A 15,503-nucleotide genomic window follows, 5' to 3' on the forward strand; every position below is an offset into this window, starting at 1 on the left:
TATAACTACAAAATTACCCAGGCAAAAGCTTTTTAAGTATGAGGTTAGTCAGCCCTAAATGTGATATTGGTCAGTTTTTCATTTTAATAAGGCGGCTAAGGTCCTGTATGTGGATAACAGCGCCCTTTTTTTCTATTAATCCCTCTTCCTTAAAGTCGGTAAGGGTGCGGCTCACGGTTTCAGTAGCTATACCAGCCATTGCGGCCAGTTCCTCGCGCGAGACTTTAAATTCCGCTGCATCATGGTTTTGTTTGCTTAAGCGTACCAATACCTGCGCTAATCTTTTTCTTACCGAGTTGTAAGCAAGTTCTATTAGTTGTTCTTCTTTTTCGTGGATATTTTGGGCTAATAGCTTTAAAAAATCGCGTCCCAGGTCGGGGTACTTATCAAGCATGGTTAATACCAGTTCTTTTGGCAAAAGGCAAACTGCCGTATCTTCCATTGCTTCGGCGGTATCTGTAAAGGGGGCATTAAGCAATAAGGAGTTTACTCCCAGGTAGTCGTCGGTTTTGTATAAACCGGTCATTAACTCGCGGCCATCTTCTGCCAGTTTAAGTGTTTTAATGCTCCCTTCTAAAACAATATAAACGCCTTGCGGGGTATCACCATCGTAATATAAAATCTGTTTCTTTTTTATCTGCCTTATTTTGCGGCTTGCAATTAGTTCCTTTAGTTCGGCAGTGCCGTTTTTAGAACCCCCCGCCAAATGTTCCAGGTTTTGTAACGATCTGCTGAAATAAGCCTGCAATTTCTCCTTTTTTGTAAACCGGCTTTCAATAGCGCTTAGCAGTTCAATTTCATCAAAAGGCTTGGTTAAATAATCATCGGCACCCATTTCCATGCCTTTCCTGAAGTCAACACGCTCAGCCTTTGCTGTTAAAAATATAAAGGGGATAGCATCTGTTTCGGCATTTTTGCTTAGCAGGTACAAAACACCATAACCATCTAATTCTGGCATCATAATATCACATAATATCAGATCGGGTTTATGTTGCAACGCCATATCAACACCAAGTTTGCCGTTTGCTGCCTGTAATATTTTGTAACCGGTAAGCTCCAGTATCTCTGCGGTACTTTCGCGTATATCGTTATTGTCTTCAATAATTAAGATGCATTTACTCATGATTGTTTGGGAATGTTAGGGTGAAAGATGTGCCTTCGTTTACTTTACTCTCGAATTTGATAACCCCGTTCATTAACCGGGCATAGCGGGTTACAATATTGAGGCCTAAACCGGTCCCCGGTATGTTCCCTGTATTGTGTGCCCTAAAAAATGCTTCAAATAAATGTTTCTGATCTTCATCGGGTATACCTATACCGTTGTCTTTTATAACAACTATCAGCGAATTATCGTTCATCTCGGTATTAAATTCAATAAAGGTGTTTTCGCCGGAGTATTTTATAGCATTGCTAACCAGGTTTGTGATACAATTTCTCAGTAACGACTGATCCAGGTTTGCTGTGCTGAACGTACCTGTATGCTGGTAAATTATATTTTGGTTTTGTTTTGCTATCAGCTGCATCTCCTCTGTAATTTCTTCAGCGAATTTTACAATATCAAACGATGTATAAACGGGCTCTACCTTGCCGGCCTCCAATTTTTCCAACGATAAGAAATCGTTTAAAATGGACGTAAGGTTATTAACAGCGTTTTTTATTTTACTGATGTGCTTTTCAATATTTGCATTGCTAAACTGCTGCGAGTATTTTTCAATAAGCACGGCCGATAATTGGATTGAGCTGAGCGGTGTGCGAAACTCATGCGATGCCATGGACACGAACCTGCTTTTTAACTGGCCAAGTTCTTTTTCTTTCTCTAACGATTGGCTTACTTCTTCTTTGGCCTGTTGTAATTCATTTAACGATTTTTTTAACGATAGCGTGCGCTCTTCTACAAGCTCTTCCAATTGCAGGGCATAATCTTTTAACTTTGCCTCTGCTTCTTTTTCGCGGCTTAGGTCGTGTATAAACCCGGTAAAGATCTTTCTCCCGGAATACTGTACCTCGCTTACGCCCAACCTGAACGGGAACACTGAGCCATCCTTTTTTAAGCCTGTTACCTCGCGCCCTATGCCTATAATATGTGGCTCGCGTGTTTGCTGGTAACGGTTTATATATCCGTCATGCTGTTCTTTATAAGGCTGTGGCATTAAAACTGAAACATTTTTGCCAATTACCTCATCAGGCGTGCGTTGAAATAGGGTACATGCCGCCGGGTTTATGGTCTCAATTATGCCGCGTTCGTTAATGGTAATAATACCATCTATCGCATTTTTTATGATAGCATTTAATAAAGCGGCGTTTTCCATGTAATGGTATAAAATCAAAAAATGATAGGTGTCACAAATATCAGCAACTTAACGGCATTTGCTAAATGATAAGCCTCAGTAAATTTAATGACGAAGATCACTTTTAAAGATAGTACAAATATTCGCTAACTTGTATAATTCATTTATATAGTGCAATTAGTTAGTTATACAATCGCTGTTATATACCTATAGTTTAGAATAATTGAATATGCTATATTTGCAAACTATTCTGGTTATGATAAAATTATTTGTTGTTGGCTTCCCACGTGAGATGGATGAGATGCAGTTGGCTCAGTTGTTTGGCCCGCATGGCGATATCGAATTGCTAACTATTGTCCGCGATAAGTTCACCCTGCAGAGTAAAGGTTTTGGTTTTGTACAAATGAAGGACATGGAAGGCGCACAATTAGCTATTGAAGCGTTGGATGGTATGGCTTTTGGCGATCGGACGTTGGAAGTACGTATAGCCGAAGATAAACCGGCACCTGCTCCGTCAAGAAGGCCTGCAGCTATGCCACGCTATAATCAGCAGCAACAACCGCCGAAGCCCGTTTTGGCCGAAAAAAAGAAAAGGCCACGCCTTAGTAAATAGTTTATAGTGGTTATCCCATTTGCGGCGTATAACCCGCGCTGAATGTGTTAACTATAGACCGGGGGGTTAATACTTCTATTTTTTCAATTGCATGGAAATCTATAGGTTTATCATATCCGGCAGGGCTCCATTTATACAATTTCCCGGCCTTAACAAGGTGAGCTTCATTATTTAAAATAACGAAAGTACCATCCGGGAATGCAGTTAAATTCGCCACGTAGGTTTGCTTTGATTTTACTGCGGTTATCCTTTCATGGTGTATGATGGCGTCTATATCAGCAACGGGCGTTTTCATGTCGAAGCCAAAAGCCGGGTTGCCTTTCAGCCACATTTCTTTAAAATTGATATGAGCCTTATACCGGCACTGAAAGCAGGGGCGGTGGCCTGCCGAAAACGCGGTTGCCTCATCAAAAAAGAAGAGCTCCGTCCATCGGTTGGGCATCATTACCTCGCGGTGCCGGCCTCTAAATGCTAACTCGCAGATGATCCACGCCTTAACTTTGTAAGGGCGAACTATCTTCTTATCCTCGTTATGGATCACACCCCGGTTACCAAGCCATTTGCCACGCTCGGGCGTTTTAATAATATCGCCCAATGGGTTTACCCTGTTCTGTAACATAGTTTATTCGGCAGATAGCTGTTGCAGGTAAGCGGCAAATTTATCGTTGGTGTAATCGGCCACACCCTCGTGGTGGTAAACCATTGCACCCTTTTTGTTCAATACAATAGTTGTAGGGATTGTGCCTGCCGAAACATTGGCAGGTACTGCTGTGGTTGCTGCATATACGGGCAGATCGTAATTTTTCTTTTTCAGGAAAAGCAACGCCTGTTCTGGTCTGCCATCTGCATCGGCCATTAAAAATATGATGTTTTTATCGGTAGCTAATTTTTGATATAGCGTGTTGATAGAGGGCATTTCGGCTATGCATGGCGGGCACCATGTTGCCCAAAAGTTGATAAAAACCACCTTACCTTTAAGCGAGGATAGCGTAATGTTTTCACCTTTAACATTACGAAAACTAATATCAGGTACCTGTACGGGTTTACTGATGGATGTGATGTCCGGCTGAAACAACCCGGTTTTCATCAATCCACGCAATAGCAACCCTTTAGCTGCCGGAACGAACAACAGAACCATCAAAGCTATAAAAAACAGCGCGTTTAGCAGGTTGCCGGTAGTAAGGTGTTTTTTCAATTGGGTTTATGATTTATTAGCAATATCCGAAAATTTATGATAGTATCGCTTATTTAACTATTGCACATTTTCCCACAGGTTCGGCTAAAACCCCATGTTAGGTCATTATTTATCCGTTGCAAAAACTAGTGCTTTAGCCGAAAATTAGTTGATTTATCTCTATAGTAATACTTATTTAACAGCTTCCGCTTTAGCCGCAGGTGCGTTAAGCACGATGCCTTTCCCTGTCCGTAACAACTCTTGCGTAATGGCCCGGGTATAGGTTTTTATCTCTTCCTGGAAAGCGCTTACCGATGCGCCCGAGCGGATCTCTTCCAGCCGCTTCTCCCAGGTACCGGTTAGTTCTGCCTGGGCTATCTGCTGGTTTTTTACTACCTCGTAAACAGCCAGGCCGGTATCGGTAGGTACGAGGTTCTTTTTTTCGCGGGCTATGTAATTGCGTTTTAACAGGGTTTCTATCATGGCCGCACGGGTAGCGGGTGTACCCAACCCGCTATCTTTCATGGCCTGGCGCAATTCCTCATCGTCTATCTCTTTGCCTGCGGTTTCCAGCGCCTTTAGCAGGGTAGCTTCGTTATACAGGGGCTTGGGTTTGGTTTGCTTTTCCAGCAGGGCCTTATCTGTTATCGGTAAAATTTCATCCTGTTTTACTTTGGGCAATGAGGCATTTTCCTCGTCCTTCTTTTCCTCATCCTTATCGTTAAAAACAGCACGCCAGCCGGCAGTTTGGATAACCGTACCGCTCGCCATAAATTTTGAACCCGATTGGATGGTTATCTTGGTTATTTCTTTTATACAATCCTGGTGAAAGGCTTCCAGCATACGCCCCGCAACCATATCGTAAACGGCCTTCAAATCGCCCGAAAGTTGACTGGGCGACTCGCCGGTAGGCAATATCGCGTGGTGATCTGTTACCTTTTTTGCATTTACGCTGCGCTTGTTAAGTTTGGCATCTGCTAAAATGATAGCCTGCTTGCCAAATTCATCGTGGCCGGTAAATTTTGCTATTAATGCGGGTACTTCTGCAAAAACATCATCGCCAATATAGCGGCTCCCGGTACGCGGATAGGTAACCAGTTTGCCTTCGTAAAGAGTTTGCAGTAAAGAGAGCGTCTGGTCGGCAGTGAAGCCTTTGCGCTTATTGGCATCCTGCTGTAAGCTGCTCAGATCGTGCAGTAGGGGTGGCGGTTCTTTACGGGGTTTGGCTTCAACGCTTGTAATGGTTCCTGTAGGTTCTACCATGTCTAATACAGCTTGTGCTTCTTCCCGGGTTTTAAAGTTCTTTTCAGATATGGCTTTAAATACCTGCCCGTCCTTATCCGGCTGTATGCTTACCTGGTAATAGGTTTGCGGCACAAAGTTCTTGTTCTCCAGGTACCGCGCGCAGATCATGGCAAGGGTAGGTGTTTGTACCCTGCCTAATGATAATACCGACCGTGTGCCTGATGATAAGCTTAAAGCCTGCGTGGCATTCATACCCACCAGCCAGTCCGACTGGGAGCGGCAATGTGCCGAATTGAACAGGGTATCATAATCACTGCCCGGTTTTAAGTTGCGGAAACCCTCTTTAATAGCAGCGTCGGTTTGCGAAGAGATCCATAAACGTTTAAAAGGCTTTTTACACTTCAGGTAATAATAAATATACCGGAAGATGAGCTCGCCCTCGCGCCCGGCATCTGTTGCTACTATAATCTCGGTAGCTTCATCAAACAGTGCTTTTATTATATCCAGCTGTTTTTTTACGCCAGGGTCATCAACCATCCCATTCTTTGATTTTACCTTACGGATGGATAGTTTGAATTTTTGCGGAAGCATGGGCAGGTTCTGCACGTTCCAGCCGTAGTAACCGTACTCTTGCGGGGCTGCCAGTTGCAGTAAGTGGCCAAAGGCCCAGGTAAAAGTGTAACCCTTGCCTTCTATATAACCATCCTTTTTTGTGGTGGCACCAAATACTTTAGCAATTTCGCGCCCAACGGACGGCTTCTCGGCAATAATAACTTTCATAAACGGGTGTAGCGAAAGTATAGAAATACTTTACCCGCTGCAATCAATGTGGAGAAATACCGTGGTTTTAAAATGCTTCGCCTAAGCTAAACAGAACCGAGCTGTAGCCTTTACTACCGGCATAATCAATACCGATGTTGGTGTTTGAGCCCTTGTTGAACTTGATCCTCAAGCCTGTACCAGCCGCCGGGTGCCATGACGAGAATAACGTGCCCGAACCACTTACGGTATTTGCATTGGCGAATACCACAAAACCTAACAAACCGTTTTCGGTAATATCGCGCCTGTACTCGCTTTCCAGGTAAAACAGGGTACGGCCACGGTAACGGTTTTGATCTATACCACGGCCCGAACGATTATTGGGGTCCCAGCCAATACTTGGCAGGTCGAGATAAGGAGTTTTATCACTAAGTGTTTTCCAGAGGTATGACCAAAACGCAAGTGTGTTTTGTTGATTAGGTTTGCCCGGGTTTAGAGAGATGTATTTCCTGACATCTATATAAATAGAATTCCAGCTGTCGCTACTGCCCATAAAGGTTGGGTTTATACGGTATACAACATTGGCGTATGCACCCGGTAACGGGTTAATAGAGTTATTACGGGTATCATACAAAATATTTAAGCTTATGCCCGATGAAAATGAACTGCCGTTTGTTCCGTAAGCATATTTGGTGAACGTGGGCAGATCAACCGCCGGGTCATCACTGTTCACGTTAAAATGCCAGTCGAGGTTATAACCAATACCCGCGTACAGATATGGCTTTATACGTTTAAGCGCGCTTTGGTAAAAACGGATGTACCGGTAATTAACCAGTGTTTTATCATCATTATTGTTGTTGCTGCCCAGGCCCCATGTAAATTGCGGGTACACCAAAAAACGGGTATCGCCCTGTATGGTCCACTCGTTATTTGGGAACCAGATGCTGGTACGCAAAGGTAAACCAAAACGGCTGTGCAGGTTCCAGTATGGCGTAAAGGTGGCGCTTGATATATTGGTGGTGGCGCGCGGTCCCAGGTAAATGCCGGCGGTTGTGCTGGTAATTAAAGCCTTGCCGCTACCACCCGGTACATTAGCGCCTATGGGCAATATGGAAAAGTAAACCTTTTTATCGCTTGGGCGCCTTGGCTTATCGGGGTTTATCTTAAAAAGCGACTTGGCAATATCAATCAAATCGGTTTGTTTGGATGTATCCTGTGTTGAAGTATTATTTTCGGGAATGATGGTTGACGCGTTTTGCGCAAACAATGAAAGCGGGAGCAGACATAACAAAAAGGTAACTATTTTTAACATAAATGGCGCTTTAACGGCGATTAAGCTAATATAACTTACTTATATTGATTAATCGCACCTTAATAATAAGGTAATGTATTACACCTAACGCTATGCCTGCTAAATAGTTTTATCACATTTTATGAATCCTTCTCATTTAGTGCAGCCTCCCAGCCAATAATGGCATTTTTACGGGTAGCCCCCCAATGATACTGGCCTATCTCGCCGGTGGATTTTATAACCCTGTGGCATGGTATCAGGAATGCCACAGGGTTACTCCCTACAGCAGAGCCTACTGCCCTTGAAGCGTTTGGGCTACCGGTTTTTTGCGCAAGTGCCGCATAGGTGGTGAGCCCGCCGGCAGGTACTTTCAATAATGTTTCCCATACTTTTATCTGGAAATCTGTTCCTTTTAGATGGAGCTTGATCTCGTCAAGCTGGCGCCAGTCCTGCGTAAAAATAAACAAGGCATTCTGCTGTATCCTGTCAACCAACTGGCTATAGGCTGCGTTGGGATAGTTTTGTTTTAATTGTTGCAGCGCTTCATTTTCGCCATCATCAACAAACGCCATATGGCAAATGCCTTTATGTGTTGAGGCCACGATGACCTTACCAAAAGGCGTATCGGCAAAGGAATAGTTGATGCTGAGCGCCGCGCCGCCATTTTTATACTCACCGGGTGTCATGCCCTCAACCTTTATAAAAAGATCGTACAGCCTGCCAGTGCCGGATAGGCCGGTTTCGAAAGCGGTATCAAATAAATTGGAGCCGGAGGTTTTCAGCATTTCTTTGGCATACCCGATGCTTAGGTATTGCAGAAATTGTTTTGGCGTAACCCCGGCCCATTCCTTAAACATCCGCTGAAAATGGAAGGGACTTAAGTTTACGTGTTCGGCTACCTCTTCTAATTTGGGCTGAGCTTTAAAGTTCTCTCTAAAATAGCTTATGGCCTGTGCTATGCGGTTATAATCTAATTCTTGCTGGCTTGTCATGATAATTGCTTTTTAGTATAGAACAAATTTACCCTGTTAAGCCGCCCGTTTAAACCCGTTTCTTGCGGATTTGCAGTGCGGGAGAATTAAGAATCAAGAGACAAGAATCAAGACAGAAGCAAAGTGTGATTTTCTTGCCGTATCTATAAAGCTGCTTGTTTTTAAAGGTCTTGATTCCTGACTCTAATATCTTGGCTCTTTTAGATAGTTGCCGGTAATGTAAAGGCAAACCTGCTGCCTTCTCCCATGGCGCTTTCAACCCATATATTGCCTTGTTGGGCCTCAATAAAATCTTTGGAGATAGCCAGTCCCAACCCCGAACCCGATTTGTTCTGCCCATCGGTAGGTACCTGGAAATAACGGTCGAAAAGGCGTTTTTGGTAACTTTCGTCAATCCCTTTGCCAAAATCTTTTACCGAGAACTCAACTGTATTATTTCGTTGAGTTACCTGTATAATGATCCTGGATTTTTCGGCACTATAGCGTAATGCGTTCGATAAAAAGTTAACCAGTACCCAGGCCGTTTTCTCAATATCAACCTGTATATCGGGTAGCTTATCGTCTTTTACAACCTCCAGTTGCACCTGCTTCTGCTCTGCCTGGAATTTTACTGAAGCAATGGCGTAATCAACGATCTGCATTGGGTTTACCGGCACAAAGTTGAGCTGGATGTTACCGGTTTCTACCTGCGATAGCTCCAGCAGCTCGCTGGTTATTTTTAGCAGGCGGTCGTTATCATCTTTTATATGGTTTACCAGTTGTTCCTGCTCGGGGTTTATGGTGCCAACCCGCTCATCATTCAAAAGCTTCAGGCTCATTTTTATTGATGAGATAGGCGTTTTCAACTCGTGCGATATGGTGGCAATGAAATTGGTTTTGGCTTCGTCACGCTCTTTAAATTCGGTAATGTTTTTCAGGATATATACTTTACCCGCCGAAAGACTTGCCAGTTGCAGTGCGCCTTTGTTTTGTTGCGTATTGGGCACCAAAATATCGCTGCTTTGCATCTGGAAGTATGATTCGCGCCCGTCGAGCACTATTTTAAAGGGTTTTATCCCCATATCATCCTTTAGGATGGAGCGGAACAGGTCGTTGCCTTTTACCAGTTCGTTGGTGTTTTGGCCTATTACTTTATCGCCGGTGATGTTTAGCGTTTTACGGGCGGCATCGTTCATGAAAAGTACTTCCTGCTTTTCGTTTATCCCGATGATGGCGTCCTGCATTTGCTCAATAATGGTTTCGATACGCCGTTTCTCGGATATTACGGTAGCCAGGTTACTGTTTTCCCATTCGTTTAAGCGCGATGCCATTTGGTTAAAGGCGTTGGCTACTTCGGCAAACTCATCGTTCTGCTCAAAATTGAGGCGCTTACTGTAATTCTTTTCGCCAATCTCGCGGATCCCGTCTATCAAGGCCCGCAGCGGGTTAGCTATATAACCAGGGAAATTTACGCTGAAGCTAAACAGTACCAAAAAAGTAAAAGTGCCTACAAGCCCCAGAAATAAAGTGGCCCTGTTTACCGATGCACGGGCATTATTATCTTTACGGATGATGGCCTGCATGTTCAGTTTCTCTATCTCACTTAACGATTTTCTTACTTCACGAACGCCATCTTTTTGAGAATCGAGATTGCCCCCGTTTGTTAAAAGTTTAAACCCAATACTAAGCTTTTGTGTTAAATGAGCCTCGCCGGGTTCTGTTATATTGCCTTCCTGTCGGGATAAATAAATATTGAACTTGTTGACAGCCGCGTTATTAAGCGGCAGGTCGTTATTATCTAAAATGCCACGCATCTCCCTCGCAAAGCTTAACGACTCATAATTGTTTTTGAGGATAACCTTCGAGTTCTCTGAAATATCGCGGATGTAATACAGCGCAGTAGCACCAAAAAATAGCACCACTATAAATAAAAAGCCGAAGCCTAAGCGGAGTTTAGTTTTTACTTTCATGATAATATTACTAAATCAGTTTCTGTTAATGCGATCTTGTTTAGCAACTCGTTAAATATAGCCGTTCTTAGTATTACCTGCCATAAATTTAAATGCGGTTTGCCAATACAAATGGTGGTCACTTCTTTTTCTTCGGCTACTTTCATAATGGTTTGGGTAATGGCGTCGCTTTTTATTTTGATAAGTTCGGCACCAAGCTCTGTTGCAAGTTTAAAATTGTTGATGAGATGGCGTTGTTTATCCAGTTTTATCCTGTCAAGGCTTTCGCTGCTGCTTTGCACGTAAAGCACTATCCAGGGCGAGCGGTAGTAGGAGGCCAGCCGGGCTGTTTTACGGATCACTATCTTAGCCGTTTCGGCGTTTGATGAGATACATGCCAAAAACTTCTCGGGCCGCAGTTTTATCTGTTTGGGGATCTCAATATCTATCTTTCGCTCTACATGGTGTGCAACTTCTTTCAGCGCCAGTTCGCGCAACTGCAGGATCTTGTCGCTTTGGAAAAAGTTTTGCAGGGCACGTTCAATCTTCGCTTTCTCGTAGATCTTCCCCTCTTTCAACCGGTCAACCAGTTCGTCGGCAGTTAAGTCGATATTCACCACTTCATCCGCCAGGTCCAATATTTTATCGGGGATACGTTCGGTAATGGCAATGCCGGTTATCTGCTCCACATCCTCGTTAAGGCTTTCCAGATGCTGGATGTTTACGGCGGTTATTACGCTGATGCCTGCTTCCAGTATATCCAGTACATCCTGCCAGCGTTTGCTGTTTTTGCTGCCTTCAATATTGGTGTGGGCAAGTTCATCAACTATCACTACTTCGGGGTGGCGGTTAATGATGGCCTGCAGATCCATCTCTTCCAGCTCTTTACCCTTGTAAAAAGTTTTACGGCGGGCAATAACGGGCAGGCCGTCAAGCAGGGCATGGGTTTCGGCGCGGTTATGGGTTTCTATATAACCTATCTGAACGCCAATGCCATTGCGTTGTAAAGCATGGGCTTCCTGTAGCATCCGGTAGCTTTTACCCACACCGGCGCTCATGCCTATGTAGATCTTCAGCTTACCCCGACGGGATTTTTTAACCAGGTCGAGGAAATTTTTTACGGATGTATCTTTAGGATCTGCCATTGTTGTTTATTTCTTGCGTCGTATTTTACTCACCCCGACTACGCTGCGCTGGCCGACCCTCTCTGCTTCGCAAAGAGGGTGAGGGGAAAAACTTCCAACCCTCTTTCCGCTTGCGGAGAGAGGGCCGCGCACGAAGTGCCGCGGGGTGAGTAAAATAGTGATCATGTTGCACCTATTTAAAATGCGTAAACCGCCGCCACTAAAAACTGCGAAGCTTGTTTAGTTGGCCCTGCATTGCTGTTTATAAATTGCGCTGCAGAACCATTATCCAATCTTGCTTCGGGGATGAGTGTTAATGGCCCCGCTTTAATATTTGCTGTTAAGGTAAACGCGGTGATGGATTTGCCTGCGGGCGGGCCTGCGGTTACAAAACCACCTGTTTTTGTTTTAAAATATTCGCCCCTTAAACCTAAAGTTACATCTTTTGAAACTGCTAATTGCGGGTATAATGCAACACCTTCAAAACCGCCTTTTACGGCATCAGGGGCAGAGAAGCTTGCACCGTTCAATCCCAGTTTAAAGGCGTCGGTTATTTGGTAAGTGGTGGTCAAGTCCACAATAGTGCCCGATGTTTTACCGCTTAACAGGTTGATGTATGCTGTCCATCCTTTAACCGGGCTAACAAACAGTTGCGCGCCAAAGGTTGATACATCCCTTGTTGATTGGTAGTTGTTCCAGGTATCGTTAAAGATGCCCGCCATTAAACTAATTTTAGGGGTAAAGGTGTAAGTGGCTTTAAAACCCGCGTTCTGGAATGGCCCGTTGGTGAACAGGTAGGAGGTAGAATAGTTGAAATTCCCTGCCGGGGAGATCACTTCATAACCTACAAAGGTGGCCATGTAACCGGCTGTAAGGTTCAGCTTATCGGTAACATCATAACCCATGTATAAATTCTGGATGTGGAACGATTGCCCGTTGGTACCGCTGTTTGGGATAGATTGCCCCTCGCCACGTGGCCCGAAAGATAACTCGCCCACAAAAGAGGCTTTATTAACCTTCTTTTTAACGGCCAGGTCTACCATGCCTATCGAGATGGAGTTTTGGTCGGTAGCGAAGCTGGTAGGGATATTTGAACCACCCGCCGCATTGCGGAACCTGGAGAAATCGTATTTATAGTAAGCATCTACCGAACCTGAAATGGTTAATGGGTTCCCGGCGGTTTTGGTACTGTCCTGCGCTTTGGCAGTTATGGCAGCTAAAAGGATAGCTAATGATATAAGGAGTTTTTTCATTTTTTTGTATATATCTAATTCTGTCATTTCGAACGATAGAGAGAAATCTTTTACAAATGCAAAGTGTAAACCATGCTTTATAGGATGCATGTTGTAAAAGATTTCTCCTCGTACCTCGTTCGAAATGACAATCAGGTTTTAAGTAAAGGGTCATCCTGAGCTTGTCGAAGGACGCGCGTAAAAGCCTCGCCGCTAATGGTTCGACAAGCTCACCATGGCATTGTTATTTTTTTAATTCATCTAAGGCTACGTTCAATTTTAACACGTTCACTTTTGCAGGGCCAAACAGGCCTGCCAATGGGCTTTCGGTATGTTGGTTTACCAATGCGGTTACCGCTTCAACATCAAGGCCGCGTGCTTTTGCCACACGTTGTATTTGAATTTTTGCGGCAGCCGGAGAAATATCGGGGTCTAAACCACTGCCTGATGCGGTTACCATTTCGGCAGGGATATCGGCACGTTTTAAGTATGGGTGATATTTAAGCAGTGTATCTATACGGTTGCTTACATCTTTCAGGTAATCGGGGTTGCCTGGGCCTTTGTTAGAACCGGCAGAACCGGCAGCATTATAACCAATAACCGATGGCCTGCCCCAAAAGTATTGGGGCTTTGTAAAGCTTTGGCCAATGTTGGCGTAACCAACCACTTTGCCGTTTACGGTAATGGTTTCGCCGTTACCTTGCCCTTTTGATAGCTTACCGGCAAGGGATATAGCTACCGGATATATTACGCATAGTATCACGGTTAATACCAGTGTGATACGGATTGATTTTACAATGTTACTTTTCATGATCTTATTTAATTAGAAGAATAGGGAAATAAGTAAATCGATTAATTTGATGCCGATGAATGGTGCTATTACACCACCCAGGCCGTAGATCAGCAGGTTGCGGCGTAACAAGGCGCTGGCACCAATTGGTTTGTATTCTACACCTTTCAAAGCCAATGGTATCAGCATCGGGATGATAATGGCATTGAATATTACCGCCGAAAGGATGGCGCTCTCGGGGCTGTGCAGGTGCATAATATTAATGGCCTGCAATGCCGGGATTGAGGCAATGAATAATGCCGGAACAATAGCGAAGTATTTGGCCACATCATTAGCGATAGAGAAGGTAGTTAATGTACCGCGGGTAATAAGCAATTGCTTACCTATCTCTACTATCTCTATCAGTTTGGTTGGGTCGTTATCCAGGTCAACCATGTTGCCTGCTTCTTTGGCGGCTTGTGTACCGCTGTTCATGGCAACACCTACATCGGCCTGGGCAAGGGCAGGGGCATCGTTGGTGCCGTCGCCCATCATGGCTACCAGTCGGCCTGCCTGTTGTTCGGTCTTGATGTAATTCATTTTATCTTCGGGTTTGGCCTCGGCAATAAAATCGTCAACACCGGCTTTTTCGGCAATAAATTTGGCTGTGAGCGGGTTATCACCCGTAACCATTACGGTTTTAATACCCATTTTACGCAGGCGCTCAAAACGCTCGGCAATGCCGGGTTTTATAATATCCTGCAATTCTATCGTACCTAAAACAACCTCGTTTTGCGATACTACCAGTGGCGTACCACCATTGCTGGCAATTGCCTTTACACGTTCTTCCACATCGGCAGGGAACTTGTTGCCGGCAGCTACCGACATGTTCCTGATCGAATCAAAAGCCCCTTTACGGATGCGCAAACCATCGGCAGTGTTAATGCCGCTTGCACGGGTTTCGGCGGTGAATTTGATGAACTCGGCATTTGCCGGAGGGGTCATCGCTATGCGCATATTGCTTTGCTGCGCCAATTCTATGATGGATTTGCCCTCGGGTGTTTCATCAGCTAATGATGATAACACGGCTGCTTTCACCAAATCCTCGGGCAATACGCCGGGGGCAGGCCAAAACTGGGTTGCTTTACGGTTACCAATGGTGATGGTACCTGTTTTATCTAAAAGCAATACGTCGATATCGCCTGCGGTTTCAACCGCTTTACCTGATTTGGTGATCACGTTGGCACGCAGGGCCCTGTCCATCCCCGCGATACCGATGGCCGATAAAAGGCCACCGATAGTGGTAGGGATCAAACAAACGAAAAGAGAGATCAGCGCGGCTATGGTAATAGGCGTGTTGGCATAATCTGCAAAGGGTTTTAGCGTTACGCAAACAATGATGAAGATGAGCGTAAAGCTGGCTAACAGGATGGTCAGCGCAATCTCGTTTGGTGTTTTCTGGCGCGATGCGCCCTCAACCAAAGCAATCATTTTATCCAAAAAGCTTTCGCCGGGTTCGGTAGTTACAACCACCTTTATCTTGTCGGATAATACTTTTGTACCACCTGTTACGGACGATTTGTCGCCGCCTGCCTCGCGGATAACCGGGGCAGATTCGCCTGTAATGGCCGATTCATCAATTGTCGCCAAACCCTCGGTGATCTCGCCATCAGTTGGGATGGTATCGCCGGCCTCGCAAACAAACATATCGCCTTTGCGCAGTTCATTTGATGATTTAATGACGATGCTGCCATCGGGCATTAAAAAATTGGCAGGCGTTTCCTCGCGGGTTTTACGAAGGCTGTCGGCCTGTGCTTTACCACGCGCTTCGGCAATTGCCTCGGCAAAGTTGGCAAACAAAAGGGTTAGCAGTAATACAATGAAAATGATAAAGTTATATGCGAATGAACCTTGCCCGGCATGCAAAAAGCTGTAAATGCTCATGTAAAGCATAATGGCGGTACCTACTTCAACGGTAAACATTACCGGGTTACGAAGCATTACTTTGGGGTTCAGTTTTATAAACGACTCCTTCAATGCGGTTTGCACCAAAGCAGGTTCGAATAATTTATTTGATCTTGTTGTCAT

Annotated in this window: 13 protein-coding genes; 1 reads left to right on the top strand and 12 read right to left on the bottom strand. The window is 44.6% G+C overall.

All coding sequences use genetic code 11. The annotated features are described in order from the left end of the window. Positions 1 to 70: 70 nt before the first annotated feature. Both IDJ75_RS03705 and IDJ75_RS03710 read right to left on the bottom strand, forming a co-directional pair. Positions 71 to 1,123 carry a response regulator gene (locus tag IDJ75_RS03705; RefSeq protein ID WP_191174252.1) on the bottom strand — a complete coding sequence of 351 codons (1,053 nt, stop codon included), beginning with the start codon at positions 1,121 to 1,123 and terminating at the stop codon, positions 71 to 73. Continuing rightward, positions 1,116 to 2,309, bottom strand: a complete 1,194-nt coding sequence (locus IDJ75_RS03710; protein WP_191174253.1) for a PAS domain-containing sensor histidine kinase — start codon at positions 2,307 to 2,309, stop codon at positions 1,116 to 1,118. The genes IDJ75_RS03705 and IDJ75_RS03710 overlap by 8 nt, the downstream gene beginning before the upstream one ends. 235 nt (positions 2,310 to 2,544) lie before the next feature. Here IDJ75_RS03710 and IDJ75_RS03715 point away from each other — a divergent pair, with 235 nt between their 5' ends. Further along, the gene (locus IDJ75_RS03715) at positions 2,545 to 2,901 is read left to right on the top strand and encodes an RNA recognition motif domain-containing protein (protein WP_191174254.1); all 357 of its coding nucleotides are present in this window, start codon (positions 2,545 to 2,547) and stop codon (positions 2,899 to 2,901) included. Positions 2,902 to 2,911: 10 nt separating this feature from the next. Here the strand turns inward: IDJ75_RS03715 and IDJ75_RS03720 are convergent, their stop codons facing one another. The 10 genes from IDJ75_RS03720 to kdpB form a co-directional block, all read right to left on the bottom strand. Beyond that, positions 2,912 to 3,520, bottom strand: a complete 609-nt coding sequence (locus IDJ75_RS03720; RefSeq protein WP_191174255.1) for a hypothetical protein — start codon at positions 3,518 to 3,520, stop codon at positions 2,912 to 2,914. A gap of 3 nt (positions 3,521 to 3,523) precedes the next feature. Continuing rightward, entirely contained in the window at positions 3,524 to 4,096 is a 573-nt protein-coding gene (locus tag IDJ75_RS03725) for a TlpA family protein disulfide reductase (RefSeq protein ID WP_224746469.1), read from the bottom strand. Between the two features lie 171 nt (positions 4,097 to 4,267). Further along, positions 4,268 to 6,100, bottom strand: a complete 1,833-nt coding sequence (locus IDJ75_RS03730) for a DNA topoisomerase 3 (RefSeq protein WP_191174256.1) — start codon at positions 6,098 to 6,100, stop codon at positions 4,268 to 4,270. Between the two features lie 67 nt (positions 6,101 to 6,167). Then, positions 6,168 to 7,391 (bottom strand): BamA/TamA family outer membrane protein, encoded by a 1,224-nt coding sequence (locus IDJ75_RS03735; RefSeq protein WP_191174257.1) that lies wholly within the window; start codon positions 7,389 to 7,391, stop codon positions 6,168 to 6,170. A 119-nt stretch (positions 7,392 to 7,510) separates the two neighbouring features. Beyond that, entirely contained in the window at positions 7,511 to 8,362 is an 852-nt protein-coding gene (locus IDJ75_RS03740) for a methylated-DNA--[protein]-cysteine S-methyltransferase (RefSeq protein ID WP_191174258.1), read from the bottom strand. Positions 8,363 to 8,562: 200 nt separating this feature from the next. Continuing rightward, positions 8,563 to 10,311: an ATP-binding protein gene (locus tag IDJ75_RS03745; RefSeq protein WP_191174259.1), complete on the bottom strand. Its 1,749-nt coding sequence runs from the start codon at positions 10,309 to 10,311 to the stop codon at positions 8,563 to 8,565. Beyond that, entirely contained in the window at positions 10,308 to 11,435 is a 1,128-nt protein-coding gene (locus IDJ75_RS03750) for a sensor protein KdpD (RefSeq protein WP_191174260.1), read from the bottom strand. The genes IDJ75_RS03745 and IDJ75_RS03750 overlap by 4 nt, the downstream gene beginning before the upstream one ends. A gap of 176 nt (positions 11,436 to 11,611) precedes the next feature. Then, on the bottom strand, positions 11,612 to 12,667 hold the full coding sequence (locus IDJ75_RS03755) for a porin (RefSeq protein ID WP_191174886.1): 1,056 nt from the start codon (positions 12,665 to 12,667) through the stop codon (positions 11,612 to 11,614). A 223-nt stretch (positions 12,668 to 12,890) separates the two neighbouring features. After that, complete coding sequence (locus IDJ75_RS03760; protein WP_191174261.1) at positions 12,891 to 13,457, bottom strand: K(+)-transporting ATPase subunit C; 567 nt, start codon at positions 13,455 to 13,457, stop codon at positions 12,891 to 12,893. A 12-nt stretch (positions 13,458 to 13,469) separates the two neighbouring features. Next, positions 13,470 to 15,503, bottom strand: a complete 2,034-nt coding sequence (gene kdpB, locus IDJ75_RS03765) for a potassium-transporting ATPase subunit KdpB (RefSeq protein ID WP_191174262.1) — start codon at positions 15,501 to 15,503, stop codon at positions 13,470 to 13,472.

Source organism: Mucilaginibacter rigui, from assembly GCF_014773275.1.
GTDB lineage: Bacteria > Bacteroidota > Bacteroidia > Sphingobacteriales > Sphingobacteriaceae > Mucilaginibacter > Mucilaginibacter rigui_A.